Source organism: Bradyrhizobium icense (genome assembly GCF_001693385.1).
In the GTDB taxonomy this organism is placed as follows: Bacteria; Pseudomonadota; Alphaproteobacteria; order Rhizobiales; family Xanthobacteraceae; genus Bradyrhizobium; species Bradyrhizobium icense.
The window spans coordinates 2,231,111-2,256,978 of sequence record NZ_CP016428.1; the positions used below are offsets into that span (position 1 = coordinate 2,231,111).

At 62.5% G+C, this 25,868-nt stretch carries 26 protein-coding genes and 1 pseudogene; 18 read left to right on the forward strand and 9 right to left on the reverse strand.

The features are described from left to right. Window positions 1-202 precede the first annotated feature (202 nt). The 5 genes from LMTR13_RS10515 to LMTR13_RS10535 all read left to right on the forward strand — a co-directional run bounded on the left by LMTR13_RS10515 (window position 203) and on the right by LMTR13_RS10535 (window position 5,889). Window positions 203-1,141: a DUF2493 domain-containing protein gene (locus tag LMTR13_RS10515; protein WP_236843341.1), complete on the forward strand. Its 939-nt coding sequence runs from the start codon at window positions 203-205 to the stop codon at window positions 1,139-1,141. A 624-nt stretch (window positions 1,142-1,765) separates the two neighbouring features. Further along, complete coding sequence (locus LMTR13_RS42345) at window positions 1,766-2,209, forward strand: DUF2384 domain-containing protein (RefSeq protein ID WP_065727810.1); 444 nt, start codon at window positions 1,766-1,768, stop codon at window positions 2,207-2,209. After that, window positions 2,210-2,905, forward strand: a complete 696-nt coding sequence (locus tag LMTR13_RS39035; protein ID WP_083218973.1) for an RES family NAD+ phosphorylase — start codon at window positions 2,210-2,212, stop codon at window positions 2,903-2,905. A 1,108-nt stretch (window positions 2,906-4,013) separates the two neighbouring features. After that, complete coding sequence (locus LMTR13_RS10530) at window positions 4,014-4,325, forward strand: DUF736 domain-containing protein (protein ID WP_065727812.1); 312 nt, start codon at window positions 4,014-4,016, stop codon at window positions 4,323-4,325. Window positions 4,326-4,692: 367 nt separating this feature from the next. Beyond that, complete coding sequence (locus LMTR13_RS10535) at window positions 4,693-5,889, forward strand: DUF932 domain-containing protein (protein WP_065727813.1); 1,197 nt, start codon at window positions 4,693-4,695, stop codon at window positions 5,887-5,889. A 243-nt stretch (window positions 5,890-6,132) separates the two neighbouring features. Here LMTR13_RS10535 and LMTR13_RS43310 read toward each other — a convergent pair. Then, window positions 6,133-6,237 (reverse strand): annotated as a pseudogene (locus LMTR13_RS43310) (hypothetical protein); the annotation flags it as partial. Window positions 6,238-6,537: 300 nt separating this feature from the next. On the opposite strand from LMTR13_RS43310, the gene LMTR13_RS10540 reads away from it, so the two are divergent. From LMTR13_RS10540 to LMTR13_RS42355, 4 genes are all read left to right on the forward strand, one after another. After that, window positions 6,538-6,819, forward strand: a complete 282-nt coding sequence (locus LMTR13_RS10540; RefSeq protein ID WP_065727814.1) for a helix-turn-helix transcriptional regulator — start codon at window positions 6,538-6,540, stop codon at window positions 6,817-6,819. A 264-nt stretch (window positions 6,820-7,083) separates the two neighbouring features. After that, window positions 7,084-7,548: a DUF2840 domain-containing protein gene (locus tag LMTR13_RS10545; protein ID WP_065727815.1), complete on the forward strand. Its 465-nt coding sequence runs from the start codon at window positions 7,084-7,086 to the stop codon at window positions 7,546-7,548. After that, the gene (locus tag LMTR13_RS10550) at window positions 7,545-8,057 is read left to right on the forward strand and encodes a S26 family signal peptidase (RefSeq protein WP_065727816.1); all 513 of its coding nucleotides are present in this window, start codon (window positions 7,545-7,547) and stop codon (window positions 8,055-8,057) included. The genes LMTR13_RS10545 and LMTR13_RS10550 overlap by 4 nt, the downstream gene beginning before the upstream one ends. A 339-nt stretch (window positions 8,058-8,396) precedes the next feature. Next, window positions 8,397-8,810, forward strand: a complete 414-nt coding sequence (locus LMTR13_RS42355; RefSeq protein ID WP_065727817.1) for a lytic transglycosylase domain-containing protein — start codon at window positions 8,397-8,399, stop codon at window positions 8,808-8,810. Window positions 8,811-8,967: 157 nt separating this feature from the next. On the opposite strand, the gene LMTR13_RS42360 is transcribed toward LMTR13_RS42355, so the two are convergent. Continuing rightward, window positions 8,968-9,678, reverse strand: a complete 711-nt coding sequence (locus LMTR13_RS42360) for a hypothetical protein (protein WP_236843342.1) — start codon at window positions 9,676-9,678, stop codon at window positions 8,968-8,970. Here LMTR13_RS42360 and LMTR13_RS10560 point away from each other — a divergent pair. Beyond that, window positions 9,667-11,397, forward strand: a complete 1,731-nt coding sequence (locus tag LMTR13_RS10560; protein WP_236843343.1) for a DUF3363 domain-containing protein — start codon at window positions 9,667-9,669, stop codon at window positions 11,395-11,397. The genes LMTR13_RS42360 and LMTR13_RS10560 overlap by 12 nt on opposite strands. Before the next feature lie 203 nt (window positions 11,398-11,600). Here LMTR13_RS10560 and LMTR13_RS10565 read toward each other — a convergent pair whose 3' ends face one another. After that, window positions 11,601-12,098 carry a hypothetical protein gene (locus LMTR13_RS10565; protein ID WP_236843344.1) on the reverse strand — a complete coding sequence of 166 codons (498 nt, stop codon included), beginning with the start codon at window positions 12,096-12,098 and terminating at the stop codon, window positions 11,601-11,603. Between the two features lie 178 nt (window positions 12,099-12,276). On the opposite strand from LMTR13_RS10565, the gene LMTR13_RS10570 reads away from it, so the two are divergent. Then, window positions 12,277-12,513 carry a helix-turn-helix domain-containing protein gene (locus LMTR13_RS10570; protein WP_065727819.1) on the forward strand — a complete coding sequence of 79 codons (237 nt, stop codon included), beginning with the start codon at window positions 12,277-12,279 and terminating at the stop codon, window positions 12,511-12,513. A gap of 214 nt (window positions 12,514-12,727) precedes the next feature. Here the strand turns inward: LMTR13_RS10570 and LMTR13_RS10575 are convergent, their stop codons facing one another. From LMTR13_RS10575 to LMTR13_RS10585, 3 genes are all read right to left on the reverse strand, one after another. Then, window positions 12,728-13,156, reverse strand: a complete 429-nt coding sequence (locus LMTR13_RS10575; protein WP_065727820.1) for a GlcG/HbpS family heme-binding protein — start codon at window positions 13,154-13,156, stop codon at window positions 12,728-12,730. A 28-nt stretch (window positions 13,157-13,184) separates the two neighbouring features. After that, window positions 13,185-16,127, reverse strand: coding sequence for an FAD-binding and (Fe-S)-binding domain-containing protein (locus LMTR13_RS10580; protein ID WP_065727821.1), 2,943 nt, complete (start codon window positions 16,125-16,127; stop codon window positions 13,185-13,187). Between the two features lie 99 nt (window positions 16,128-16,226). Further along, window positions 16,227-16,976 (reverse strand): GntR family transcriptional regulator, encoded by a 750-nt coding sequence (locus LMTR13_RS10585; RefSeq protein ID WP_065727822.1) that lies wholly within the window; start codon window positions 16,974-16,976, stop codon window positions 16,227-16,229. A 134-nt stretch (window positions 16,977-17,110) separates the two neighbouring features. On the opposite strand from LMTR13_RS10585, the gene LMTR13_RS10590 reads away from it, so the two are divergent. The 3 genes from LMTR13_RS10590 (at window position 17,111) to LMTR13_RS10600 (ending at window position 20,488) form a co-directional block, all read left to right on the forward strand. Then, window positions 17,111-18,313 carry a pyridoxal-phosphate-dependent aminotransferase family protein gene (locus LMTR13_RS10590; RefSeq protein ID WP_065727823.1) on the forward strand — a complete coding sequence of 401 codons (1,203 nt, stop codon included), beginning with the start codon at window positions 17,111-17,113 and terminating at the stop codon, window positions 18,311-18,313. Between the two features lie 141 nt (window positions 18,314-18,454). After that, window positions 18,455-19,654 carry a pyridoxal-phosphate-dependent aminotransferase family protein gene (locus tag LMTR13_RS10595; RefSeq protein WP_065727824.1) on the forward strand — a complete coding sequence of 400 codons (1,200 nt, stop codon included), beginning with the start codon at window positions 18,455-18,457 and terminating at the stop codon, window positions 19,652-19,654. Between the two features lie 36 nt (window positions 19,655-19,690). Then, window positions 19,691-20,488, forward strand: coding sequence for an enoyl-CoA hydratase/isomerase family protein (locus LMTR13_RS10600; protein WP_057844561.1), 798 nt, complete (start codon window positions 19,691-19,693; stop codon window positions 20,486-20,488). 26 nt (window positions 20,489-20,514) lie between these two features. Here LMTR13_RS10600 and LMTR13_RS10605 read toward each other — a convergent pair whose 3' ends face one another. Together LMTR13_RS10605 and LMTR13_RS41625 are read right to left on the reverse strand one after the other, a co-directional pair. Continuing rightward, on the reverse strand, window positions 20,515-20,865 hold the full coding sequence (locus LMTR13_RS10605; protein ID WP_236843345.1) for a hypothetical protein: 351 nt from the start codon (window positions 20,863-20,865) through the stop codon (window positions 20,515-20,517). A 27-nt stretch (window positions 20,866-20,892) separates the two neighbouring features. Beyond that, window positions 20,893-21,264, reverse strand: a complete 372-nt coding sequence (locus LMTR13_RS41625; RefSeq protein WP_083218974.1) for a hypothetical protein — start codon at window positions 21,262-21,264, stop codon at window positions 20,893-20,895. 306 nt (window positions 21,265-21,570) lie between these two features. Here LMTR13_RS41625 and LMTR13_RS10610 point away from each other — a divergent pair, with 306 nt between their 5' ends. Then, window positions 21,571-22,518: a Bug family tripartite tricarboxylate transporter substrate binding protein gene (locus LMTR13_RS10610; RefSeq protein ID WP_418219790.1), complete on the forward strand. Its 948-nt coding sequence runs from the start codon at window positions 21,571-21,573 to the stop codon at window positions 22,516-22,518. Window positions 22,519-22,526: 8 nt separating this feature from the next. On the opposite strand, the gene LMTR13_RS10615 is transcribed toward LMTR13_RS10610, so the two are convergent. Next, a complete protein-coding gene (locus LMTR13_RS10615) occupies window positions 22,527-23,177 on the reverse strand; it encodes a class II aldolase/adducin family protein (RefSeq protein ID WP_065727826.1) in 651 nt (216 codons plus the stop codon). 91 nt (window positions 23,178-23,268) lie between these two features. Between LMTR13_RS10615 and LMTR13_RS10620 the strand changes: the two genes are divergently transcribed. From LMTR13_RS10620 to LMTR13_RS10630, 3 genes are read left to right on the forward strand one after another with little or no spacing between them, the layout of a single operon-like run. Then, the gene (locus tag LMTR13_RS10620; protein WP_065727827.1) at window positions 23,269-24,144 is read left to right on the forward strand and encodes an S-methyl-5'-thioadenosine phosphorylase; all 876 of its coding nucleotides are present in this window, start codon (window positions 23,269-23,271) and stop codon (window positions 24,142-24,144) included. Next, window positions 24,141-25,244 carry an S-methyl-5-thioribose-1-phosphate isomerase gene (gene mtnA, locus LMTR13_RS10625; RefSeq protein WP_065727828.1) on the forward strand — a complete coding sequence of 368 codons (1,104 nt, stop codon included), beginning with the start codon at window positions 24,141-24,143 and terminating at the stop codon, window positions 25,242-25,244. The genes LMTR13_RS10620 and mtnA overlap by 4 nt, the downstream gene beginning before the upstream one ends. A 60-nt stretch (window positions 25,245-25,304) precedes the next feature. After that, the gene (locus LMTR13_RS10630) at window positions 25,305-25,847 is read left to right on the forward strand and encodes a tripartite tricarboxylate transporter TctB family protein (protein ID WP_065727829.1); all 543 of its coding nucleotides are present in this window, start codon (window positions 25,305-25,307) and stop codon (window positions 25,845-25,847) included. Window positions 25,848-25,868: the final 21 nt, after the last annotated feature.

The following is a 25,868-nucleotide window of genomic DNA, read 5'->3' on the forward strand; positions in this document are numbered from 1 at the left end:
GCTCACTCACCCATCGCGCGGAGCGCGAAGGGGACGTCGAGTGCGCGCTTTACATCGCGAAACAAAATTGCCTGCTCCCGCCATCCTCCGCTCTGCTCCGGCCGCATCGCTGCGCACCGCGGTGCAGGTCCGGTCCGCCCGCCGCCTTTTGGTCGCCATGAAGGCTGCGATGGGCGCGGCCGATCCAACAGAGGAAAACGCTATGACGACCAATCGCGACGAACAAATCTTCGATCGGCTGATCGGTACTTCTCCGACCGATCACGTACTCACCGAACTGCAGCTCCACGGCTATCGTCCCTTTCAGGACGAACCCGACCCGCGACCGCTGCCCGAAGCACGCACCATCGCCAATGCCGTTGCTGATATTTTCGACGCCCTCATTGCGACGCTCGGCGAGACCCGCCTCGAGCCCGATCTTGAGAATCTTTTGTGGTCGAGCGTCAACCTCTTTCATCGCGCCACCGAGCGGATCGAACACGACCTCGACGGCAACGAACTGGCGCAAAAGCGCGCCCAGAAGGATCAGGATGGCTCGGAAGTCCGCTCCGTCGAATTGGAACGCCTGATTGCCGAAGGCATGACCCTGATCGAACGCCGCAGCACCCTGGAGTTGTTCCGCGACCAGGCCGCCGAGCAGTTCGAGCGCCACACCGGATCAGCCTGGCGACCGCGCTCGGGATCTCTGGTGAACCACCGCACGCTGACCTCGGCCGTCATTGACAGCCGTGACTTCCTCGCCGCTACACGCCGCGTCGCCTTGGAGCCGCTGATGCCCAGAGGCACCAAGATCGCCTTTACCGGTGGGATCGACTGCAACGATCACCGCCTGATTTGGGACGCGCTCGACAAGGTCCGCACCAAATATCCCGACATGGTCTTGCTGCATGGCGGATCGCCGAAGGGCGCCGAACGCATCGCTGCCCGATGGGCCGATCACCGCAAGGTAATACAGATCGCTTTCAAGCCGGACTGGGTGCGGCATGCCAAGGCGGCACCGTTCAAGCGCAACGACCAGATGCTCGACGTTTTGCCCGTTGGGGTCATGGTTTTCCCCGGTACCGGTATCCAGGACAATCTCGCCGACAAGGCGCGAAAGCTCGGTATTCCCGTCTGGAGTTTCGGTCACGGCGGCGCGTAAGCGCCGCCACTTCCCGGCAACAGGCACATTTCCGTCAAGGCCGTGCCGAGACACTCGGCAAATTTCCAACGCGGCGAAGTGCGCTGACGGCGAGATTACTCCGATCAACTCGCGCCCTCGGCTAGACCGGACTGCGCCGTGGTGGTGGCGCGACCCCTTGCAACACCTGTCATGGGATCCATGGCCATGATCATCGGCATTCTTAATCTCGCTGGGCTACGTGCCGTCAGCTGGGCTTCGTTTGCGCTTGCGATCTAGGGGTGCCGTTCTTCCTCGGCAGGACCGCGGCGATGTAGACGTATTGAGTTGGAATGGGTCTGGTCGGTGCCATTGGCCTTGACTTCGTGGTCGGCGGGCTCGTTTGGCCGGGAAGTTTATCTTCTCTGTCGCGTTCTCCCGATGCGCTGCGGCTCTTGCGTAGGTCTGACGATCTTGCTGTTTCGCAGGACGGATAAGGGATCGTCGCAGCCTGGTCGACAGAGTGTTTTCGCTGCAGCCTTGTCCCGGCGCGATCCATCGTTGATTTTCTTAATTATCAATGACTTAACGTCTTTCCATCCTGGCGCCCTTGAAAATCTGCCAAATGGCAGTATATTTTCTGCCAAGTGGCGGAGGCCTGCTTCGATGAATCAAACAGCTCTTAGACCGGCGATAGACCCGTGGATGACGCAGTCAGCGCCAAACCTCTCGGATGTCTCTACGCGTGAACGACTGACGCCGTCTGCGGTCGACGGCATGGTTCGGCTTGCCGAAATCTGGCGTCTAACAGGGCCCGAGGTCTGCGCACTGCTCGGCGATGTGTCGGAACGGACTTGGTTCCGAATGAAGAAAGGTGAGTGGTCTGGCACGCTGTCGCAGGACACGCTGACCAGGATCAGTGCGCTTATCGGCATCTTCAAAGGGCTTCGTTTGTTGTTTTCTGAGCCGCTGTCGGACGAATGGGTGCGGCTACACAACAAGGGGCGGCCCTATGGCGGCCGACGTCCACTTGATACGATGATAGAAGGCGGCATTCCGAAGATGCTGGAAGTGCGCCGGCATATCGACGCACTACGCGGCGGTTTATGAATGCCCTTGCCACCAACGGTGAACCTGACACGGCACGACACCGTGCGGCTGATCTCAACCGGTCGGCTCAAAGACCCGGTGTTGCTTCCGCTTGCTGCCAATCATGGTGCGCTTGAAGATCTAGCCGCGCTCGAGAACGCTACAAACGGCCGCTTGGCCGCGCAGGAGACAGGGCTTCCGCAGCTCGATCCGCGCGAGCTCGTATTTGGTCGGGCCGGCTTTACGTTCATCAACGCTGCATTCACGCATACGCGCCCGGGTGGCAATCGTTTCAATGACGACGATCGAGGGGCCTGGTATTGCGCCTTCGATGCCGACACCGCGATTGGCGAGGTCTCCTATCACCTGACGCGCGAGCTCGAGGCCGTCGGCCGCTTTGAAAACGTCACCGACTATGCCGAACTCATTGCCGACTTCTTCGGCCCCTTTCACGATTTGCGCGAGGCCGGCGTCGACGTCGATCTCCTCCTGCATAAAGACCCGGCAATTGCTTATCCGGCTGGTCAGAGCCTGGCCCGACAGTTGCGGATCGATCACTCAAGCAATGGAATCATCTATCCATCAATTCGGCACGCTGGAGGTACTTGTCTTGTCTGCTTTCGACCCGACCTAGTCCAGAATTTGCGTCAAGGCTCTATATGGCGGCTTGAATGGCAAGGGACTCCCAAGCCAGCTGTGACGCGCCAAGGTCAATAGGCATTCTGAAAACTTGCGCCATGCTTGCCACGGTAACCCTCCGGGTTCGATAGCCGCGTGGCCTTGTTCGCCCATTGTGTCGCCCTGACCGTCAATACTGTCAAACTGCGGTGGGAGCGGCGGTCGCGCGCCTTGGCAACAGCCAACCTGCTCACAGAAGCCGTCTCACTCGACATGACCGGCGGTAGGCGTTATCTCGGTCGCGCCGCCAAGGCATATCCTGGAGGCAGTCTGCGAACGCGTGAGTGGCGAAACTGCCGAGCGAATGCGGATATGAAGAAGGGCGACGACTGGCCGCCTTCCTTGCCGGGGACGGCTAAAGCAGCAGGATCGGGCCGATCGCCGAACGAGGCACAAGGCAATGGTCCCTGTTCGCAGGCTTCGGAATGAGTTTTTGAGCCCGAGGTGGCGCGAGCGGCCCCGGCAAGTTCCAATCGAATCGCCTGCGCGCCTGAACGGCGCGCGGCCGATTCGATTGATGCAAGACAGCGTTTGGCCCATGGAAGCCCAGTTCGGATGAGGACCACGGTCCCTCCGATCTATACCGTCTGCGCGCAGCCAAGGGATTATTGTGTCGCATTGGGTTCGACCAAGGACGACGCGGTTACAGGCCGGACGCTTTGATCGTGCGATGATCGCGAGTTCTGTGGTCGGCTTCTGGCGGTTGGTTCCGGCCAGCCCTCGATCTGGCACGCAAAAACTGCGATTAGCACCCCTAGCGCTTCCCTGGAGTGCGTCTTCCCTACCGTTGATGCGCAAGCGTCAGATTGTGCCCGATCGATCCAGCTGTGTCCTTGTGCTGCGTCGTTGTCGGCCGCATGGTTGTCGCCGTCAGTTCGTTCATGGCGCGCGTCTAACGCAACCTCGAATGGGCTGATCAGGCCCAAGGGCCGGCCAAAGCCTCGATCGTCTTCCCGCAATGGCTATGCCTGCTTTTTTCCCCTGCCGCGAAGTGGCGGCATTCCTCGCGCGGAAGTCAAAAAAGCAGGCTTGTCGCCGTCCTCCGCTGGCGCTGCGGGCCTGAAGGCTGCGGGCCGATCGCTCCCCGGGCCAAGGATCGCCATCGAGGCTGCGATAGGCGCGGCCCGAGCAACAAAAGGAGACTACCATGGCTACCATCGGCACCTTCACCGCTTCGGACAACGGCTACACCGGCTGGCTCAAGACGCTGACGCTGAATATCAAGGCAAGGTTCGCCGCATCCGAGAAGGACAACGACAAGGCGCCCGATTACCGCATCTTCAACGGTGTGACTGAGTTCGGGGCGGCCTGGAAGAAAACCGCACGCGACAGCGATCGCGAATACCTCTCGGTCAAGCTCGATGATCCGAGCTTCCCGGCCCCGATCTACGCCTCCCTGGTGAAGGTCGAAGGCGATGAGGGCTTTGCCCTGATCTGGTCCCGCCGCAACGGCGACTGATCGCTCGCGATCTTCGGCCCCGCCTCCTCGGAGGCGGGGCTTTTTTGCGCTTCTTGCGCCGCTTTGCAAGGAAGCAAAGAAGCATTTTCCTTTGGAGAGATTGCTAAGGGCTCCGCCCTCGCGCGGGCAAGGGTGAAGCACGGCGCGCCGTGCCGGCCGGAGCGGTATCCCCGGTCTTCCGCGCAAGCATCTTCATGACGACATCGTTGCCAGGCGCGTGCAGACGCGCCGCCTCCGGCGCGCCCTTGTCAGGCGGGCGATCCCCCTCCGCCTCCGGCCGCCCTTGCCTTTGCTACCCCAGGTCTCGCCGACGGGCAGGGTTGCAGCGCAGCGCTGCGCTTCAACCTTAGCCCATAGGAGAATGACCATGAACGTGATGACCCTCTCTCAGAGCGAACAGCCTGCTTCCGGCGATTTTCGCGTGGATGTATCGCGCGGCCAGCGGATCGGCCGCGTGTCATCCGAGTGGTTTGCGCGACCGGATGACGAGCGTTACTTGAGTTTGCCGGACCTCTATGAGGCAGTTCGAGGTCGCGCCGAGCGCGCGCACGCGCGAACAGTAGAAAGCCGGGGTATCCGGGTGGAAGCGAACCGGGACAATTTGGAGCGGCTGGCCCTGAGGGTGCCGGGACGTGACGAGCCGGTGGCGCCGACGCATTGGAGCTTTGGCCAGTTGTGCACGCTCGTGGGCGCGCCCACCTCTTATCTGCGGCAACTGCCTGCGGCGTTGTCAGCTATCAACCTGCAACACGGCTTGCTCTCACATCGCGCTGAACTCGTGAAAACGTTGGAGACCAATAATGGACGTGTCGAGCTTCGTGCTGCTACCGGGCCGAACTATGGCCGCATCTGGGATCATGAGTTGGTCGCCGCCGTCATGAAGATTGCGGGCAATGGTACCGGCGACACGCGATGGAAGGTCCCGGGGGTGATGGATTGGTCGACCATGACCCACAATCCCTTTGTGGACGTGACCAAGGACACGACGACGCTTTATGCCAGTGACCGCGACGTGTTTCTGTTTCTCGTCGACGACGCAAACCCAATCGAGGCTGGGCGCCTGGCAGATGGATCGCCGGATTTGTACTTCCGCGGATTTTACTGCTGGAATAGCGAGGTCGGGAGCAAGACGCTCGGGATTGCCAGCTTCTACCTCCGCGCTGTCTGCATGAACCGCAATCTCTGGGGTGTAGAGAATTTCGAAGAGATCACCATCCGGCATTCTAGATTCGCAGCCCAGCGGTTTGCGCACGAGGCGGCACCCGCACTAACCAGCTTCGCCAATTCTTCGCCAGCTCCGTTCGTTGCCGGCGTCAAGGCAGCCCGGGCGAAGATTGTTGCCCGCACCGACGAGGACCGAGCGAGCTTCTTGCGCAAGGGCGGGTTTTCAAAGTCCGAGACGTCGAAAATCATTGAAACCGTTCTCGGTGAGGAAAACCGTAAGCCGGAGAGCATCTTTGATTTCGTGCAGGGCATCACGGCGTTCGCCCGCGGCAAAGCCCATCAGGATACGAGGCTTGAACTTGAAGGCAAAGCGAAGCGTCTGATGGAGCGCGCAATGTGAGAGTGGGCCGCGCATTCGGCAACGGTTGCACGGCTTCACTCGACCGCTTGGTACGCCGCCGCCGATCCGGCAAGCCGGATCGGCGGCGGTGACGCGTAGCCGCGTCCGGCGCTCGCCGGGCCTTCGGCCCGGCTCGCGGAAGGTCAGGACGAACCTTGGACACTTTTTCATCAAGCCGATCCGCAGGCCGCACCCCAACGCCTGGGCAATCTGCCAGATTGTGAGCAACGTTGCGTTTTGCAGCCCTCGCTCCATGCTGCTTACGAAGGCCCGATCGACGCCCATGCGCTTCGCAACTGCCTCCTGGCCCAAGCCAATCGAAATCAACGCGCGCGCTCGACGCCGCATAGCGCCGGTGGCAGCTATCGCATCATCGCCGAAGCATGATTGGTAAGAAGCGCATCCCCGATCGCGCCTGCAAGCGCACGCAATCGAATCATTCGTCTCGTACAAGCGGCCGCGCGCTAATGCGCGGCGGCTGTCGCAAGCTTCTACGGCCCGAGCGCAGGCCGAGTAGGTCCTCCGCCCTGGGGTATCGAAAATCCTTCGTCAATCTTCGGCATCCCCTCCGACATCACGTTTCTCCATGATGACCGCACACACGCCGGCGCCGCCATCCGCAGCGCGCTGTCACCTTGGAGCTCTTAAATGCCCGATCAAATGGCCGGCCTACCCCCGCGCTTCCTGCGTACACCCGAGGCCGCGCGTTATCTCGGCCTGTCCGGCCGCACGCTTGAGAAGCACCGCACGTACGGCACCGGGCCGACGTATCGAAAGATCGGAGGCCGTGTCGTCTACGCGCTGGATGACCTAAAGGCCTGGGCCGATCTCGGCGCCAAAACATCGACGTCAGATCCGGGCAAGGGCACGGTGCTGCCGGCCAAGAAACATCCGGTCCTGCGCCCGTACGCGGGCCAGGAACGTCGCTGATCACGGCCCGAGAGCAGTGACTATGCAGTGCACACAGCATTCCGAGCGCGACCAGCTCGCGGCCCTTTCCGGCCGCTGTAACTTTACTAACCAGAAATCCTTCGGATTTCTTCCAAAGGACCCCGCCACAAGCCGCGTTGGGGACGACCGACAACAGCGACCCGTCGATCGATCCGCCTACCTCCACAATCCCGTTCGACGACCGCACCCGTTACTCGTCGAAGTCCAAGCTCGCTCCGAGATTCAGCTTCAAGGGGCGAGGGCATGAGCGATCTCACCGAAGTGGAAATCCTGTGGTTGGAAAAGCGCATCGAAAACCGCATTCGGTTTGGTCGCGTCGTCGAGGAGAGAAGGCTCGATGGTCACCGCCGCGTCCTGTCATTTGCGCCAGCGAGCATTCTTGCCTTCGTCCGCTGGACATCCAGCGACTTTGGAACCGTCATCTCGCGGATCGATATTCTGCGCGCGGTTGCAACGGGAAAGCGCTGCACGACCATACCGTATGTGAAGCCCGGCGGAGAGATTTTGCTGCGGCTCTCAGGCTGGCCGAAGGTAGAGCGGGTGCTGCAGATGATCGACGCCGTTGAGGCGCTCGGCATCGATCCGGCCGACGTTGCCCCCGATTATTGGCATCACGTTCATAACCGCCTTTCCGTAAACGAAAACCCGCGTCCCTACACAAAGACGCGCCACCAGGCCTGGCTACATCGTCAAAGAGTGATGCGATGACGAGCCGCCTCAAGCCGCTGACCGCGGTGTATGGCTTTGTCACGGCGCTGGTCGCGACAATCGCGCTCGAGCCGATCCCGCTCTACATCTGGAATGCATCAGCGAGCGTGCCGATAGGCCTCTACCGTCTGCGACAGACGGAAAGCTTCCATGTCACTGAGCTGCTCGTCGTTCAGCCTCCAGAACCACTTGCGACCTTTCTCGACTTGAACGGCTATCTGCCGGCCGGCGTCCCCATGCTCAAGCGGGTCCTGGCGTTGCCAGGGCAGACGATCTGCAGAAGCGGGTTCACAATTTCGGTCGATGACATTGCAATGGGCGAGGCGCGGGACCGCGACGCTCGTGGTCGGCCACTGCCGAAATGGCAGGGCTGCCATGTCGTCGGCGAGGGAGAACTCTTCCTCATGAATTGGCAATCTGAAGACTCCCTGGACGGCCGATACTTTGGGCTTCTGCCGGCGTCGGCCGTCATCGGCAGTGCGCTCCCCGTGTGGACGTGGGAGGAATGATCGTGCGCGTTCCGCGCTTCTTCCCCGCAATTCCTCTGTTCAATCAATTGCGGGAGCATTCCTCCGTCCCGACCAACGCTTGCGAGGCCGGTGCGCGCAGCTGCGGTCCAGGGCGGCCGAACGGCCGGCGCGAAGCAGCTTTACCCTGGACGGCTGCGAGCACGACGGAGTGTTTGATCCGATCGGGAGCGCGTGCCTGGGCTGCCGTGCCGCTGCTGCTGTTTTCACCGCGTCGCATAGTGCTGCCCTGGCTGAGAATGGATCGGCTGCGGCTTGAGTGGTCAATCAGGCGAGCGACGGTTTACGGCTATTATCGACGACGTCTGAAATGGCTTTGCAATGCCTATCGACTGGATTGGTTCAGTCCTCAACAGGGAAAGCGCCGGTGACGTGCACGCCAAATCGCCCAAGGGTGCGATCGGCCTGATGCAAATTATGCCGGCGACTTGGGCCAAACTGCGCCAACGCTATGATCTGGGAAACGATCCGATTGATCCGCGTGACGACATTCTGGCAGGTACCGCATGTGTGGGTGGATTGCTCGACCGCTACGCCTCGCCTGGCGTGTGTGTCCCGCACAGCGCGGACCAGCTCGTCACAAAGAGTATCTCGCGGGGTGGGCCTTTGCCAGACGAGACGCGAGCCTATGTGACAAGGCTTGCAAATTTGCTTGGCATTGAACTGTCACCGACGTGGATCCCGACCGGCGGTCATCGGCAGCTGCAACGCTGTTCGTTCAGCGAGCTGATCTGATGAAGAGGCGAGCGGCCGCTGGTGTTCGTGCCTTCGAGGCGCACAACGACAGCAATCTCGCTGCGAGTGTTTCGCACCCAGTGGCGTGTTTGTCGCTCGATCGGATTCACGAGCATCGCGATGACGAGGCGCGCAGGTTCGCAAGCAAACGCGTGCTTCAGCGATCAATTAGCGGATGCGCAAGGGCAGTGGGCAGGCACGACGGCAAGCGGGCAAGATAAAGCGAACTCGCGTTCGCTTCTCCCTTCGGTCGAAAAGCCTGCCTGCACATTGGGTTAGTAAGACGGCGGCGTTTTTCGTGGAGGCTGGCAGCGGCGTCGCCGACGTTGGTTTCCTGTTTAGCTTCAACGGGTGCAGCGCCAGCCGTCTCGAGGTTTGCTTCAGTTGACGTCGCCGCTTGCGCGCCAGCACACGCATGTTTGCGCGATCGTGCGATCATCGCCGGGAGGCCATTGCGGGTGTTGAATCCGAGCCAGACTGTCTCGTGATGGCGCGCGACGACATCGACGAGTTTCGGATCCGATCGGGGCGATCTCGCGATCGTGGAACGCGGGTCGGCACGCCCGTGCGATCCTTTGTGGCACAGGTACAGATCGCGGTTCGCCGGGCCGGCGGCAATCCTGGTCGAATCGGCCGTGGGTCGGGCGAGCGAACCGGAAAGGCGAACGGCCGGTTCAATGCCCGCGGCCGCGGTGCCGAGGTCGCGGCTTCGTTGCCGAAGCATGGGGGTGAGTGGCACCGAGATGGTGCTGGCCGCTTCCGCTCGCGCCGTGTTGTCGTCAAGGGCCGGGTGGTGAAGCTCAATCCCCAGCGCGGGCCGCGCGGCGTGAGAAGGTTTGGCGTAGCAAGCAAGGCGGTGGACGCGCATCTGCGATATCTCGAGCGGGACAGCGCGACCCGCGATGGCGAGACGGGCAGGGTCTACTCCACCCTTGAGGATCACGCGGACGGCAAGGCCTTTGTCGAGCGGGGGCGGGGAGATCGCCACCAGTTCCGCTTCATTGTCGCCCCCGAAGATTCAGCCGAGATGGCAGACCTGCGCGGCTTCACCCGCGAGTTGATGCGACAGGCGCAGATCGATCTTCGGACCCGGCTCGACTGGATCGCGGTCGATCACCACAACACCGGCCATCCCCATACGCATATCGTAGTCCGGGGTGTCACAGACGATGGCAAGACCCTCAACATTGCCGGCGACTATATTGCCCATGGCATCCGGCATCGAGCGAGCGAATTGGTCACCCGGGAATTGGGCCACCAGAGCGAGATCGAGCTTCAGGCCAAGCTCCAGAGCGAGGTGGACGCCGAGCGGCTGACCCGGCTCGACCAGGCGTTGCTGGCCGAGCAGCGCGAGCAGGGCGCCGTCGACCTGCGCCCGGGCGAAGGCACAGGCTCTCTCGTCCGGGAGTACCGCACGCTGATGGCTAGCAGGGCGAGGCGGCTGGAGCGCTATGGCTTGGCCACCGAGATCGAGCCCGGGCGGTGGGATTTAGCGGATAGGACCGAGGCCACGTTGCGGCAGCTCGGCGAGCGCAACGACGTCATCAAGACCATGCACCGGGCGCTCGCCGACTACGGGCTCGCCGAGGCGCGTGGGGTTGGCCAATACGTCCGCCATGGCGGCTCGATTGACCAGAGCGTCGTCGGTCGCGTGCTGTCCAGGGGCTTGGCCGGCGACGAGATGGGCGAGCGGGTTTACCTTGTGATCGATGGCGTCGACGGGCGCGTCCACCACGTGGAGTTCGCTGACCCCTCGTGCATTGAGGAGGTCGGGCGCGGCATGATCGTCGAAGCGGTTCCTCCCGTCTCCGGCCCAAGGTCGGCTGACCGCAATATTGCGATCAATGCCCAGGAGGAAGGCGGGGTCTACCGGCCGAGCCGGCATCTGGCACGCATCAACCTCAGCTTTGCGCGACAGGATAAGGATCCCGAAGCCTTCATCCGCTTCCATGTCCGCCGCCTGGAGGCTCTGCGCCGGGCTGGCCATGTCGAGCGGATCGATGCGGACCGCTGGCTGGTGCCCAACGATATCGTCGAGCGGGGACAGGCTTACGACTTGAGCCAGGGTACCAACCGTCCCCAGCTTCGCGTCCTCTCCAGCTTCGGCCTTGAGCGACAGATCGCAAGCGACGGGGCAACCTGGCTCGACCGGGAACTGGCTGCCCGCGGTCCGATCCCGCTGACAGACTCTGGCTTCGGCAGGCAGGTGAACGACGCGCTCGCCCGCCGCGCGCAGCGGCTTGTCGAGACGGGACACGCCACGGCCAAGGACGGACAGATTTCCGTCCCGAGAAGGGCCATCGCCGCCCTGGATCGTCAGGAAATCGCGCGGGCAGGGGGAGCGATGGCTTCGGCCCGAATCGAGCCAGGTGAATTTGTCAGCGGCACCCTCGTTGGCTCGACCTATCTCGCCAGCGCACGGTATGCCATGCTCGAAACCTTGAGCGGCGACGGTGGCCTTGGCTTCACGCTGGTCCCTTGGCAGCCGGTCCTCGACAATCGCATTGGCCAGCACATCGCAGGCGTCATGCGCGACACCGGCAACATGGACTGGAGCTTCGGCAGGAAACGCGGACTAGGGCTGTAGGCCCGGTCGAGGGGCTGCTCCGCTTGCCGTGATGGGGCCGGACCGGCGCCACCTGGTAAGGCCGATGCTCTCGCGCCCCCACTCGGCGGCCTGTGGACTTGACCCTGACCCCGTGCGGCAGGTGCTAAGCAGCCGGCAAGGGGAGTTACGCCCGCTGCCTTCGTGTGAATCCGTGAACACGTCAAGACAAGGTAGCGGTGCCACTACCGCTCGGCATCAGGAGCCCCATGCAGCGGCAACGGCGTGCCTGCGCTTTCGCATACCGCCTCTATCAGAAGCCGCACTGCTCGCGCGTCCCAGTCGATCCGGTCGATCGGTCCATTCCAGTATTCGGACATGACATAGGCTGCATGGCGAGCTTTCACGCCAAGGCCTGCGACAGTACGCGCTGGCATCGCCATAATCGCCGTTTCGACAGGGTGCAAGCGGCCGAGCGTTGCCTCGATTTGCTCGAGATGACCGTGACTCGACGCCGAATTGTACAATTTTTGGATTTCCGCTGCGATCTCCTCGAATTGTTTGCCCAACGCCAGCAGAGCTGCATCATCCGTTGCCTCTGCAGGGCAATCGAGAGGGCTTGCAGTGGAGCGTTGAGCACCGGCCCCACATTCGCGGTCGCTAGTGACGTCTGAGGCGGTCGGGAATTTGGTCTGGGAAACGTTAGCTTCGGTGGTAGGCGATCGGAACGAAGCGGATTTCATTGCTGAGCAGCCTCCTCTTTGCACTGCGTATGCGCGCAGAAACGGTGGGGAGAGGGCACCGCCGCATCCCGAGCTATCCACAGACAGACTCTTTCACGAAAGAGATTATAACACCCTTATAGGGTGTATTTATACCCTTATAGTGGCATTTCTTCTAGGGCCATCGAAGGTGATCAGCATGATCACCTCTCGACAAATCCGGGCCGCCAGGGCGTTGCTGGGCTGGTCTCAACAGCAACTTGCGGACAGGGCAATCGTGTCGCTAAATGCCGTCGCGAGACTCGAAAACGGCATGGTGGATTCTCGGATCAGCACTTTGCAGGCGATTCAAAAAGCGCTCATCAAGGCGGGCATAGAATTCCTCGATGCAGACCAAAAAGGCGAAGGGGTAAGGCTCAAGAGTCCGAAGTCCTAGCCAACTTCTCAAAGCAAGTCACAGACGTGTTCTTCGGTCTGAGTTTTATCTAGCCTAGACTATTGACTATCCCTTCCAAACGAAGCGCTGCATCGCGCTCGGGATTGACACCGCAACCGCCCGGAGCGTTGCTGTCCGGCTATGGTGGCCCACGGCTCTGCCAACAATGCGCGAGGCTGCTAGTCTACGTTCGGCCGGCGACGTTGCCGTTTGTTTACCCCGCATTCGCCTTCAGTCCGACGGCCTCGATGCCGGCGACGGCGCAAATCTCGTCATTGTCCGACGTGTCGCCGCTGACGCCGACTGCGCCCAGCAACGTCGTGCCGTCCATAATCAGCACGCCGCCGGGCACCGGCACCAATCGCCCCTGGGCCAGCGCGTTCACCGCGCTGACAAAGTAGGCCTGCTCCTGGGCCCGCTGGAACAACGCCCGCGATCCCATGCCCATCGCCAGTGCGCCATAGGCCTTGCCGTGCGCGATCTCGGCCCGCATCAGGCTGGTGCCGTCCTGGGCGGCCGTGACCTTCACGCAGCCGCGGGCGTCCAGAATGGTGATGACCAGCGGCTTCAGTTTCTTCTCGACGCCTTTTGCTAAGGCGGCATCGAGAATCTTGCGGGCGACGTCGAGGGTGAGCTCAGCCATAAATGAATTCCTTTGCGATTAGGCGGGATTAGCGGTTGGATTGCGTGCTGTCGAGGCTCATCGCAAGCACACGGGCGACGTGAAGCGGTGCACGGCCTGTGCCATCCTTGATCTGATGGCGGCATGAAGTGCCGTCGGCAACGATGAGCGTGGCGATATCGGCGCGGCGCACCGCCGGTAGCAGGGAAAGTTCGGCCATTTCCATCGACGCTTGATAAGTGTCGGCGCCGTAACCGAAGGCACCGGCCATGCCGCAGCAGCTCGACTCGATGATTTCGACGCTGAGATCGGGAACGAGGCGCAGCACCTTCTCGACCGGCTTGAACGCGCCGAACGATTTTTGGTGGCAGTGGCCGTGAACCAGCGCTTTCGCTGGCATGGCGCCAAGTGGCAGCTTGAGGCGGCCGGCCTCCCCCTCGCGAACAAGGAATTCCTCGAACAGCAATGCGTGCGTGCTGATGCTCTTGGCGTCATCGTCCGAGCGTAGCGAGAGCAATTCGTCGCGCAGCGTCAGGAGACAGCTCGGCTCCAGCCCCACAATTGGCACACCCCGCGCGGCGAATGGCGCGTAGCTGGCGACCAGCCGGTTCAATTCGTTACGCGCCTGATCGACCAAGCCCGCCGAAAGGAAGGTCCGTCCGCAGCACAGCGGCCGAGTGTGATCCGTCGGCCTCGGCAAGTGGACACGGTATCCGGCTTCGACCAGAACGCGCAGCGCGGCATCGAGATTCTCCCGCTCGTAGGCGCGATTAAATGTGTCGGCGAACAGCACGACCTCGCGCCCATCTGCCGGACCGAAGGTTTCGGCTTCTGGCCTGAATACGTCGCGACGGAACGCGGGTAGGGCGCGCTTCGCGCTGATCCCCGCAAATTTCTCGAACAGGGCACGCAACAGCGGACTGCTGTTGCGCCAGTTGGCGAGCGGAGCAAAGCGGGAGGCGAGATCCGCATAACGCGGCAGATAACCGACCAGCCGGTCGCGCAGGGAGAGGCCGTGTTTGGCCGCGCGTGCGGCCAGCACCTCGATCTTCATCTTGGCCATATCGACGCCGGTCGGACACTCATGCCGGCAGGCCTTGCAGGAGACGCAGAGTTTCAGCGTCTCCATCATTTCATCTGAAGCCAGCGCGTCGGGACCCAACTGCCCCGAGATCGCCAGCCGCAGCGTGTTGGCGCGGCCGCGTGTGACGTCCTTCTCGTTGCGTGTCGCGCGATAGGACGGGCACATCACGCCGCCTTCGAGCTTTCGGCAGGCGCCGTTGTTGTTGCACATCTCGACCGCGCCCTGAAAGCCGCCGCCGGCGCCGGGATAGGCCGACCAGTCGAGCACGGTCTTCAGCTCATTGACGCGATAGTCCGGCCGATAGCGAAACAGCGAGCGGTCGTCCATCTTCGGCGGATCGACGATCTTGCCGGGATTGAGCATGTTTTCCGGATCGAAACACCGCTTCACTTCCCTGAAATCGGCAACGATGCGCGAGCCGAACATCGCCTCATGGAATTCGGAGCGAACCAGCCCGTCGCCATGCTCGCCGGAGTGCGAGCCCTTGTACTCGCGCACCATCTCGAACGTCTCTTCGGCGATGGCGCGCATTGCCTTGACGTCCTTCTCAAGCTTCAAATTGAGGACGGGCCGCACATGCAGGCAGCCTTCAGACGCGTGCGCATACATAGTGCCCCGCGTGCCATGCTTGGCGAAGATGGCATTGAGCCGCTCGGTGTAGTCGGCGAGGTGCGGTAGTGGCACGGCGCAATCCTCGACGAAGGAGACCGGTTTGCCCTCCTGCTTCATCGACATCATCACGTTGAGGCCGGCGGCGCGGAAATCGGCGATGCCGGTCTGCAAGCCTGGTTCGGTGATCTCGACCACGCCGCCCCATTTGCGCTGCGGCCTGTCCCAGCCGAAACCAAGATCGGCCATCAGTTCGCCGAGTTGCTTCAGCCGATGCAAATTCTCGGCCTGATCTTCCTCGGCGAATTCGACGACCAGCACCGCATCGGGATCGCCGCGCACGGCCGTGGCGATGATCGGCTGGAACATCGCGATCTCGCGGCCGAGCGCAATCATGGTGCGATCAACCAACTCCACCGCGATCGGCCGCAGCTTCACCAGATGCTGAGCTGCATCCATCGCCTCATAGAAGCTGCCGAAATGGCAGACGCCGAGCACCTTGTTGCGGATCACAGGCCACAGCTTGAGCTCGACCTGCGTGGTGAAGGCCAGCGTGCCCTCGGAGCCGACCAGCAGATGCGCCATGTTGTTGGGCGCATTGCGCGGCACCAGCGCATCGAGATTGTAGCCGCCGACGCGGCGCTGCACCTTTGGAAACCGCGCGGATATCTCGGTAGCCTCGCGCTCGCCGAGATCGAGCATGTCGCGGAACAGCGCAAGCCCGCTCTGGGGCGAATTCACCCGCGCCAGATCCCGCGGCACCTCGCCGAAATGCAAAAGCGTGCCGTCGGCCAGCGCCGCATCCATCGACAGTGTGTTGTCGCGCATGGTGCCGTAACGCAGCGAACGGCCGCCGCAGGAATTGTTGCCGGCCATACCGCCGATGGTGGCGCGCGAGGCAGTGGAGACGTCGACCGGAAACCAGAGCCCGTGCTTTTTGAGCTGGCGGTTGAGATCATCGAGTACGATGCCGGGCTCGACCACGCAAATGCGGTTTTCGACATCGAGCGACAGGATGCGGTTCAGGTGTTTGGAAAAATCGACAACAATCCCGTTGTTGACCGTCTGGCCGCATTGCGACGTGCCGCCCCCGCGCGGCGTGACGATCCGGCCCTCATCCCTTGCGATGGCAAGCGCCCGCAACGCCTCGTCCATGGTCCGGGGCACCACCACGCCGAGCGGCAGGATTTGATAGAAGGAGGCGTCAGTCGCGTAGCGGCCGCGGTTGAAGGCGTCGAACAGGACGTCGCCCGTCATGTTCGACCGCAGGCGCCGCTCGAGCGTTGAGGCGTTTTTCATCCCAAATCCAAAGTGATCCAAGAGGGCTGTCCCGACCCTTCGATATGATTATGCACTTTTCGTCGGATGAACTAGCTTATGAATTCATAATCGGCAAGGCTAGCCCTCCGCAGCCGTGGCCGCGGTGGCGTCCCGTGCTTCAGCCAAGTGCTCGATAGCGGCGGTCCGCTTGTTGCGCAAATGCTGGAACAGGATGTCGCTCAACTCGCTTCCAGCGCGGCGACGCAGCGCATCCAGGATCGCTTCGTGCTCGCGCATGGCCTCCGCCCAGCGCTGCCGCTTGCGGGCAAAGTTGGCGGAGTAGCGGACACGGCGAATCCGGCCGGCGAAGTTGGCATAGGCCGTGCGCAGGGTCTCGTTGCGCGCAGCGGCGACGATGCTCTCGTGGATGCGCTGGTTGATCTGAAAATAGCCGTGCATGTCGCGGTGCAGGTAGTGGCCGTACATCTTGTAGTGCAGCCGCTCGATTTCTGCGATTTCCTCGTCCGTGATGGCCTCGCAGGCAAGGCGCCCGGCCAGGCTTTCCAGGCCGGCCATCACGTCGAAAAGTTCCTCCAGGTCGCGCTGGCTGAGTTGACGTATCCGCGCGCCGCGGTTGGGCAGGAGCTCGATCAGGCCCTCTGCGGCCAGAACTTTCAGCGCCTCGCGCAGCGGTGTTCTTGAAATGCCAAGCATTTCACAAAGCTGCCGCTCCGGAACCCGCGCCCCTTCCGGAATGTTGCCCTCAACGACATAGTCGCGAAGGCGCAGCAAAATTTCCCCGTGCAGTGACGCTTCCTGCCGGTCGGTGCCGTTGCCGGACGCGGATTGGGCGATCGGCGCCCCACCTTCGGGAATCATGGATTTCATTTGCATAACGGTAGTTTGCCAAAACTGCAGCGTCGACGTTCAAAATCGAATTCCAAATTAGCATTGAAAAGATAAAAAATGAATGCAAAATGAGGTTGGCATTATCAAGAGATGGGGCCTAGCGGGAGGTTTTCATGCAGCAAGGACGGCATTTTCTTCAAATCCCGGGGCCGAGTCCGGTTCCGGATCGCGTTCTTCGCGCGATGGACATGCCTGTGATCGATCACCGCAGCGCCCAGTTCGCCGAACTCGGGCGGGCCGTGCTCGACGGTAGCCAGAAGATTTTCCAGACTTCGGGCCCGGTGGTGATCTTCCCGTCGTCGGGGACAGGGGCCTGGGAAGCCGCCATCGTCAACACGCTGTCGCCCGGCGACAAGGTTCTGATGGTGGAGACAGGCCATTTCGCGACCCTGTGGCGCCAGATGGCGGGACGCTGGGGAATTGAGGTCGACTTCTTGCCCGGCGACTGGCGCCGTGGCGCAGACCCGGCGGTCATCGAAGAAAGGCTGGCGCGCGACACATCGCATGCGCTCAAGGCCGTGATGGTCGTCCACAACGAAACGTCGACCGGTGCGACCAGCCGGATCGGCGAAATCCGCGCCGCGATGGACCGGGTCGGTCATCCGGCTTTGCTGATGGTCGACACCATCTCCTCGCTGGGATCGGTCGAATACCGGCACGACGAATGGAAGGTCGACGTCAGCGTCAGTTGCTCGCAGAAAGGGTTCATGTTGCCGCCCGGTTTGGGCTTCAACGCAATCTCGGACAAGGCCCGCGCTGCAGCCAAGACCAACAAAATGCCGCGGTCGTATTGGGATTGGGAGGAAATGCTGAAGCCGAATGTGAATGGCTTCTTTCCCTATACCCCGGCGACCAACCTGCTCTATGGCCTGCGCGAGGCCATTGCGATGTTGCTTGAGGAGGGGCTCGACAAGGTCTTCGCGCGCCATCAGCGGCTCGCCGCTGCTACGCGCGCCGCCGTCAATCACTGGGGACTGGAGGTGCTCTGCCAGGAGCCGAAGGATTTTTCCCCGGTGCTCACCGCCGTGCTGATGCCGCCGGGGCATGACGCGGACCAGTTCCGCAAGGTGGTGCTCGACAACTTCAACATGTCGCTCGGCTCCGGACTGTCGAAGGTGGCCGGCAAGGTGTTTCGCATCGGTCACCTCGGCGAATGCAATGAGCTGACCTTGCTCGCTGCGCTGACGGGCGTGGAGATGGGATTGTCAGTCGCCGGCATTCCGTACCGCGCCGGCGGTGTCGATGCCGCGATGAAGTATCTGGAGCAGCGTCCCCAAGGCAATTCCCCGGCGCATCTCAAGGTCGTCGGCAGCTAGCCGGCAGCTCGCGCCGGCCGGCGACGCCGCTCCAGCCCTGCTCTTTGCGCATTGACGTGCTGCGTCCGGCGGGCGACAAGCCCGCCAAATGGTGATATTCGAGCGGCTCGAAACGCCAAGGCAATACCGGGAAGGACGCCCATGACCGTGCATACTGGAAGGCATTTTCTGCAGATTCCGGGACCGACCAACGTGCCGGACCGGGTGCTGCGTGCCATGGACATGCCGACCATGGACCACCGGGGTCCCGAGTTCGCCGAGGTTGGTCATGCCGTGCTGGCGGCCATGCAGCGGGTGTTCCGCACCAAACAGCCGGTGATCATCTATCCGTCGTCCGGCACGGGCGCATGGGAGGCGGCACTCGTCAATACGCTGCAGCCAGGCGACAAGGTGCTGATGGCGGAGACCGGGCAATTTGCCGTGCTGTGGCACGGCATAGCCGACAAGTTCAAGCTCGACGTGGATTTCATTCCCGGTGACTGGCGCCACGGCGCGGAGCTTGAGCAGATCGAGGCGCGGCTGTTGGCCGACAAGGCGCACAAGATCAAGGCCGTGTGCGTGGTCCATAACGAGACTTCGACCGGCTGCGTCACCCATCCGCAGGACGTCCGCAAGATTCTCGACCGCGTCAACCATCCCGCACTGCTGATGGTCGACACCATCTCTGGCCTGGGCTCGCTGGAATATGAGCACGACGCCTGGGGCATCGACGTGTCGGTCGCCGGATCGCAAAAGGGGCTGATGCTGCCGCCGGGTCTCGGCTTCAACGCCATCTCGGAAAAGGCGCTCGCGGTGGCGAAGGCCAATCCCGCGATGCGCTCTTATTGGGACTGGCAGGAAGTCATCGCGATCAACAAGGCGGGCACCTGGCCCTACACGCCGGCAACGAACCTGCTGTTCGGGCTGCGCGAAGCGGTCAAGATGCTCGAGGAAGAGGGCCTTGAGAATGTCTTCGCCCGCCACAAGCGCCACAGCGCCGCGACGCGTGCGGCGATCAGGGTGTGGGGACTCGAAACCCAATGCCAGGAGCAGGGCGCGCATTCGCCCGCGCTGACCGGCGTCGTCATGCCCGAGGGGCATGACGCCGACAACTTCCGCAAGGTCGTGCTGGAAAACTTCGACATGTCGCTCGGCACCGGCCTGAACAAGATCAAGGGCAAGGTGTTCCGGATCGGGCATATCGGACATTTCAACGATCTCATGATGATGGGCACGCTGTCGGGCGTCGAGATGGGTCTCGATCTCGCCAAGGTGCCGCATCGCGGCGGTGGCGTGCTGGCGGCGATGGAAGTGCTCAAGGGACGCGATGTCGTGGCGATGCCGAAGGCGGCCGTCGCCTGAGCCTGCTTGACCGAAACAACAATAGAGAGAGCTGCGATGAACGCTCCGGTAGCTTCGACCGAAGACCTGATCTATTCCGTCGAGGACGGCATCGCCCGGCTGACGTTCAACCGTCCGCAGGCGCGCAACGCGCTGACCTTTGCCATGTACGAGCAGATGGCGGCGATCTGCGAGACCATCAACAACGATCGCTCGATCAAGGCGATGATCCTGACCGGCGCGGGCGACAAGGCGTTCGCATCGGGCACCGACATTTCGCAGTTCCGCGCGTTCAAGACCGCACAGGACGCGCTCGATTATGAGGCGCGGATCGACCGCGTGCTCGGTGCGCTGGAGGCGTGCCGCGTGCCGACCATTGCGGCGATTGCCGGCGCTTGCACCGGCGGTGGCGCCGGCATTGCGGCGTGCTGCGATATCCGGATCGGTACCGAAACAACGCGGATGGGCTTTCCGATCGCGCGTACGCTCGGCAACTGCCTGTCGATGTCCAATATTTCCAGGCTGGTTTCGCTGGTCGGCCCGGCACGGACCAAAGACCTGATCTTCAAGGCGCGGCTGGTCGAGGCGCCGGAAGCGCTGGCGCTCGGGCTGCTCAATGAAGTGGTTCCCGATGTCGCAACGCTGCAGCGCCGCGCCGACGAGACCGCGAAACTCGTTGCCAGCCATGCGCCGATTACGCTGGAAGTCACCAAGGAAGCGGTGCGCCGCATCCGGCGGACATTGACGCGCGACGAGGGCGAGGACCTGATTCTGCGCGCCTATATGAGCGAGGATTTCCGCGAGGGAATGGACGCGTTCCTCAACAAGCGCTCGCCGAACTGGAAGGGCAAATAGGTTACCCAAGCGTTCAGAACCGCCCACTATGGTTTGGCGGCCTTTTTTGCCAATTCCATACCGAGGTCGAGCGCCGCGATACCTATTCTGTCTGAGGGCGTGGTGAGGCAACGGTGATCCATCCACGCGATGATCGCGTCGAAGTCTCCGCCGCCCACGATGTCCCGCTCGCCGCTGACATTCAGGCCGCTGATAAATCCGACCAGCCAGGATTCAAAGCTTCCTTTGACGACCGCATTCTTCTTGCGGTTGGTCCAGGCCGTGCAGGTTTGAGAGCCCGCGCCAATTATTGAGGAACCGGCGTCCGCGGCGGTGGCAACACAAGCCAGGAGAAAACCAATCGCGAACGCTTTCATGTTTTTTTCGCCGACCATCATTCGTCGGATCGTAGCGCAGCAGGGCGGCTACTTCTTGAGACAAAGACCAACGGCCGGACCGGTGCCGCACTTGGCGCCATCGGGAGCACCGCCGGACGGACAGAACACCGAGACCAGGTTTTCATTTGCATCGCAGCCGACCTCGCCGCTGGCCTGAACCGATCTGATGGAAGTGCCAGCCGGTCCGGGATCGCCTTTCGGGCCGGGCACACCCTGCGGTCCCTGTGGCCCTTGGGGACCCTGTTGCCCCTGAGGGCCGGGCACGCCTTGCAAGCCCTGAACGCCCTGCGGCCCGGCCGGTCCTTGTGGGCCGGTGTCCCCTTTCGGTCCTGGATCCCGCCCGCACCCCGCGAGTGTCAGCGCGGTACCCATGAGGGCGGTCATCAAAATCCGTCTCATTCAGCCTCTCCTCCTGATGCTTCTTGTAGCGTGCATTAAACGGGCTCGCTCGCCGCCGCACAACGGAAAAGCGGCGAGATTGAATTCGGCTGTTCGTAGCCGCACGTCCCCTTGCTGGAAGGATTTGCACCTGATGCCAAGGTCATGATGCGAACGTCTGGGCGGCACATTGCGGTGCAGCTTGAACTCTGATCGGTTCGCTCGCAAGATGTGGCAACCAGACAGATCTGATTTTCCAGATCTTGCAAATACATGGGGAAGAAACTCGTGGGACAGATCCTCAAAGCTGCGGCCGCCTTGACGGCTATGATCGCAACCACCCCTGCGTTTGCCGCTTGGGAGCCGACCAAGCCGGTGGAAATCGTGGTCGCGGCCGGTGCCGGTGGTGCCTCCGACCAGATGGCGCGGATGATGCAAGCGGCCATCCAGAAGAACAATCTGATGAAGCAGCCGATGGTTGTGTCGCTCAAGGGCGGGGCGTCCGGCGCCGAGGCGCTGATGTACATGAAGTCCAACGACGGCGACGCCAACAAGGTGCTGATCGCCTATTCGCTGATCTACATGCTGCCGCTGTCGGCGAAGATTCCGTTCAACTGGCGCGACCTGACGCCGGTGTCGGTGGTCGCCCTCGATCAGTTCGTGCTGTGGGACAATGCTGAGGGTCCGAAGACGGTGAAGGACTTCATTGCGGCCGCCAAGGCGGCGAGCTCGCCGTTCAAGATGGGCGGCACCGGCTCCAAGCGCGAGGATCACGTGCTCACCGTATTCATGGAGCAGAGGACCGGCGCGAAATTCTCCTATCTGCCGTACAAGTCCGGCGGCGAGGCTGCGACGCAACTGGTCGGCAAGCATACCGATGCCAATGTCAATAACCCTTCCGAAAACCTCGAAGTCTGGCGCGCCGGTCAGGTCCGTGCGCTGTGCGTGTTCGACAAGGAGCGCATTTCCTACAAGACCAAGGTGACGGAGACGCAGTCCTGGAACGACGTTCCGACCTGCAAGGAGGAAGGGCTCGACGTGCAGTACTTGATGCTGCGCGCGATGTTCCTGCCCGGTAAGGTGACGCCCGAACAGCAGGCGTTCTATGTCGACCTGTTCCAGAAGGTGACGCAGACGCCGGAGTATAAGGAATATATGGAGAAGCAGGCGTTGAAGCCGATCTTCCTCACCGGCAAGGATATGCTGAAATTCCTCGAGGAGGACGACAAGCTGAATGCCTCGCTCATGAAGGAAGCGGGCTTCGTCGCGAAGTAACCTACCTGTTACTCCTCCGCGTGGCCGTATCCGGCCATGCGGAGGCGGACTTTCTCGATTTCCTCCTTGGACAGTAGCGGCGGCGTGCCGATCTGCAGGCAGCCGTGATATTGCCGCGCCAGCGTCTCGACCTCGACCGCAAGCCACATCGCCTTTGCCAGCGATACGCCCATCGCGATCATGCCGTGATGTTCGAGCAGGCAGGCCAGCCGTCCCTCCAGCGCGCGCACCGCGTGCTCCGAGAGCTCCTGGGTGCCAAAGGTCGCATACGGCGCGCAGCGGATGGTGTCGCCACCGGCAACGGCCACCATGTAGTGCACCGGCGGAATCTCCATGCCCATGATCGCCAGCATGGTCGAGTAGGGCGGATGGGCGTGGACGATCGCTTGCACCTCCGGGCGGGCCTTGAGGATGTCGCGGTGAAAGCGCCACTCGCTCGAAGGGCGCTGAGCGGGATCGTGGTTGCCGTCGAGGTGCATATAGACGATCTGCTCGGGCTTCATCGCCTCGTAGGGCGTGCTGGTCGGGGTGATCAGCATGCCATCGCCATGGCGCAGGCTGATATTGCCCGACGTCCCCTGGTTGATGCCGAGCGCATTCATGCGCAGGCAGGCATCGATGATGGATTGACGTTTTCCCCGGTCGTTCCTGGTCGGCATTTTGAGGCCTCTTGCAACCATGCGACAATGCTTGATTATTGCGGCGCAGTATAGTCGAACATCTTCCGTGAAATCGTAAGTGGGAGAAGTCATGACGCGTGCCGTGCTTGGCATCATCGGCGGATCCGGCATCTACGACCTGCCGGGGCTGGAGGACGTCCGCGAGGAAACCATCGAGAGCCCCTGGGGCGAGCCCTCCGCGCCGCTGATGCGCGGCATCATCGCAGGGCTGCCCGTCGCGTTCCTGCCCCGGCATGGCAAGGGACATGCGCTCTCGCCGTCCGACATCAACTACCGCGCCAATATCGACGTCCTGAAGCGGGCGGGGGTTACCGACTTGGTTTCGCTGTCGGCCTGCGGCTCGTACAAGGAGGAACTGCCGCCCGGCACGTTTGTGCTGGTTGATCAGTTCGTCGACCGCACCTACCGCCGCGAGAGCTCGTTCTTCGGCAAGGGCTGCGTCGCCCATGTCTCGATGGCCCATCCGGTTTCGCCGCGGCTGCACGTGCATCTGGCGGCAGCCGCCGAGGCCGAGGGGATCGCGGCGGTGCGGGGCGGCACCTATGTCTGCATGGAGGGGCCGCAGTTCTCCAGCCTCGCGGAGAGTCTGATGTATAAGGCGCAGGGTCATTCGGTGATCGGCATGACCAACATGCCCGAGGCAAAACTCGCCCGTGAGGCCGAGATCTGCTACGCCAGCGTGGCGATGGTCACTGATTACGATTGCTGGCATCCTCACCACGAAGCGGTCACCGTGCAGGATATCATTCGCGTGCTGAACTCGAATGCCGGCAAGGCCAAGGCGCTGGTTGCGCGTCTCGCCCGGGACTTCCCGCGCGAGCATGAGCCCTGTCCGATCGGTTCGGACAAGGCGCTCGACACTGCCCTGATCACGGCACCGGAAGCGCGTGATGCAAAATTGCTCGCCAGGCTCGATGCGGTGGCGGGAAGGGTGTTGAACTCATGAAGGTCGACGGCCGGCATTTCCGCAGTATCTGGCTCGAGGACGACGGCTGGACGGTCGGCGCGATCGACCAGCGCCGGCTGCCGCATGAATTCGTGGTGGCGCGTATCGCAAGCGCCGCGGATGCGACCGAGGCGATCCACTCCATGCTGGTGCGGGGCGCGCCGCTGATCGGCGCGACCGCGGCTTACGGCATGGCGCTCGCCATGCGCACTGACGCTTCCGATGCGGCGCTCGATCGCGCCTATGCCATGCTGCTGGCGGCACGGCCGACGGCAATCAACCTGAAATGGGCGCTCGACGAGATGGCGCGCTTGCTTCGGCCGCTGCCGGCGTCGGAACGCGTCGCGGCAGCCTACCAGCGCGCCAGCGAAATCGCCGAGGAGGATGTCGCAATCAACCAGGGGATCGGCCGGCATGGTCTGGCCTTGATCGAACAGATCGCGGCAACGAAGCAGCCGGGCGAGCCGATCAATATCCTGACTCATTGCAATGCCGGCTGGCTCGCGACGGTGGACTGGGGCACGGCCACGGCGCCGATCTACCTTGCCCATGATAGCGGCCTGAAGGTCCATGTCTGGGTCGACGAGACCCGGCCGCGCAACCAGGGCGCTTCGCTGACGGCCTGGGAACTCGGGCACCACGGCGTGCCGCACACGGTGATCTCCGACAACACCGGCGGTCATCTGATGCAGCACCGCATGGTCGATCTTGCGATCGTCGGCACCGACCGGGTGGCCGCCAATGGCGACGTTTGCAACAAGATCGGCACCTATCTGAAGGCGCTCGCTGCCCATGACAATGGCGTGCCGTTCTATGTTGCACTGCCGTCGCCCACCATCGACTTCAGCATCGACGACGGCATCCGGCAGATTCCGATCGAACAGCGCAGCACCGAGGAGGTGGCGACCATGACCGGCCGTACCGCCGATGGGCGCGTCGAGACCGTGCGCGTGGTTCCCGACGGTTCGCCGGTGGCGAACTACGCCTTCGATGTCACGCCGGCGCGGCTGGTGACGGGCTTGATCACTGAACGCGGCCTGCTGCGGCCCGAGCGTGCTGCGCTTGCGAGCGCATTCCCGGAGCGCGGTGCTGGACATTGACGCCGGCGATGTCGGCACGTATCCCCGTTTAGGACTGTCGTACCGGGGGTCACCGTCTCCATGTCCAAGACCGACATCGAAATCGTCGTCGAGGATCCGACCGCGCCGGAGGCGGACTCGCCTCAAATGGCGAGCGTTCGGGTGGTCGACGTGGTCGTCTCGCTCCTGCTGCTTGCGCTGGCGCTGACGCTCGGTTTTGACAACTGGCGAACGGGGGCCGGCTGGGAATCCACCGGTCCGCAGCCCGGCTATTTTCCGTTCTACCTCTCGATCATCCTCGGTGGCGCCAGCCTCTACGGCCTGGTTGCGGCGTTCCTGTCGCGCCGGGAAGCCTCCGAATCCTTCGCGACGCAAGCGCAGCTTCGCCGCGTGATGGCAGTGTTCGTGCCGACGGTTCTGTTCTGCCTCGCCACGCAATTTCTCGGACTCTATGTCGCAAGCTTCCTTTTGATCTCCTGCTTCATGCGTCTGGTCGGCAAGATCGCATTGTGGAAGTCGCTGCTCACCGCCCTCGTGTTCACCGCTGCGATGTTCGTTACCTTCGATGTCGCCTTCAACGTCATCATGCCAAAGGGCCCGCTCGAAGCGGCGCTCGGCCGCTAACCGGTCGGTGGGACACACACC

What these genes read in the sequence shown, in the direction of transcription:
- LMTR13_RS10540 (WP_065727814.1), top strand. Translation starts at nt 6,538, where the DNA reads ATGCCCGATCAAATGGCCGGCCTACCCCCGCGCTTCCTGCGTACACCC.
- mtnA (WP_065727828.1), top strand. Translation starts at nt 24,141, where the DNA reads ATGAAGGTCGACGGCCGGCATTTCCGCAGTATCTGGCTCGAGGACGAC.
- LMTR13_RS42360 (WP_236843342.1), bottom strand. Translation starts at nt 9,678, where the DNA reads ATGCGCGTCCACCGCCTTGCTTGCTACGCCAAACCTTCTCACGCCGCG.
- LMTR13_RS10515 (WP_236843341.1), top strand. Translation starts at nt 203, where the DNA reads ATGACGACCAATCGCGACGAACAAATCTTCGATCGGCTGATCGGTACT.
- LMTR13_RS39035 (WP_083218973.1), top strand. Translation starts at nt 2,210, where the DNA reads ATGCCCTTGCCACCAACGGTGAACCTGACACGGCACGACACCGTGCGG.
- LMTR13_RS10535 (WP_065727813.1), top strand. Translation starts at nt 4,693, where the DNA reads ATGAACGTGATGACCCTCTCTCAGAGCGAACAGCCTGCTTCCGGCGAT.
- LMTR13_RS10545 (WP_065727815.1), top strand. Translation starts at nt 7,084, where the DNA reads ATGAGCGATCTCACCGAAGTGGAAATCCTGTGGTTGGAAAAGCGCATC.
- LMTR13_RS42355 (WP_065727817.1), top strand. Translation starts at nt 8,397, where the DNA reads ATGCCTATCGACTGGATTGGTTCAGTCCTCAACAGGGAAAGCGCCGGT.
- LMTR13_RS10570 (WP_065727819.1), top strand. Translation starts at nt 12,277, where the DNA reads ATGATCACCTCTCGACAAATCCGGGCCGCCAGGGCGTTGCTGGGCTGG.
- LMTR13_RS41625 (WP_083218974.1), bottom strand. Translation starts at nt 21,264, where the DNA reads ATGAGACGGATTTTGATGACCGCCCTCATGGGTACCGCGCTGACACTC.
- LMTR13_RS10550 (WP_065727816.1), top strand. Translation starts at nt 7,545, where the DNA reads ATGACGAGCCGCCTCAAGCCGCTGACCGCGGTGTATGGCTTTGTCACG.
- LMTR13_RS42345 (WP_065727810.1), top strand. Translation starts at nt 1,766, where the DNA reads ATGAATCAAACAGCTCTTAGACCGGCGATAGACCCGTGGATGACGCAG.
- LMTR13_RS10595 (WP_065727824.1), top strand. Translation starts at nt 18,455, where the DNA reads ATGACCGTGCATACTGGAAGGCATTTTCTGCAGATTCCGGGACCGACC.
- LMTR13_RS10580 (WP_065727821.1), bottom strand. Translation starts at nt 16,127, where the DNA reads ATGAAAAACGCCTCAACGCTCGAGCGGCGCCTGCGGTCGAACATGACG.
- LMTR13_RS10600 (WP_057844561.1), top strand. Translation starts at nt 19,691, where the DNA reads ATGAACGCTCCGGTAGCTTCGACCGAAGACCTGATCTATTCCGTCGAG.
- LMTR13_RS10615 (WP_065727826.1), bottom strand. Translation starts at nt 23,177, where the DNA reads ATGCCGACCAGGAACGACCGGGGAAAACGTCAATCCATCATCGATGCC.
- LMTR13_RS10575 (WP_065727820.1), bottom strand. Translation starts at nt 13,156, where the DNA reads ATGGCTGAGCTCACCCTCGACGTCGCCCGCAAGATTCTCGATGCCGCC.
- LMTR13_RS10610 (WP_418219790.1), top strand. Translation starts at nt 21,571, where the DNA reads ATGATCGCAACCACCCCTGCGTTTGCCGCTTGGGAGCCGACCAAGCCG.
- LMTR13_RS10530 (WP_065727812.1), top strand. Translation starts at nt 4,014, where the DNA reads ATGGCTACCATCGGCACCTTCACCGCTTCGGACAACGGCTACACCGGC.
- LMTR13_RS10585 (WP_065727822.1), bottom strand. Translation starts at nt 16,976, where the DNA reads ATGAAATCCATGATTCCCGAAGGTGGGGCGCCGATCGCCCAATCCGCG.
- LMTR13_RS10565 (WP_236843344.1), bottom strand. Translation starts at nt 12,098, where the DNA reads ATGAAATCCGCTTCGTTCCGATCGCCTACCACCGAAGCTAACGTTTCC.
- LMTR13_RS10605 (WP_236843345.1), bottom strand. Translation starts at nt 20,865, where the DNA reads ATGATGGTCGGCGAAAAAAACATGAAAGCGTTCGCGATTGGTTTTCTC.
- LMTR13_RS10630 (WP_065727829.1), top strand. Translation starts at nt 25,305, where the DNA reads ATGTCCAAGACCGACATCGAAATCGTCGTCGAGGATCCGACCGCGCCG.
- LMTR13_RS10590 (WP_065727823.1), top strand. Translation starts at nt 17,111, where the DNA reads ATGCAGCAAGGACGGCATTTTCTTCAAATCCCGGGGCCGAGTCCGGTT.
- LMTR13_RS10620 (WP_065727827.1), top strand. Translation starts at nt 23,269, where the DNA reads ATGACGCGTGCCGTGCTTGGCATCATCGGCGGATCCGGCATCTACGAC.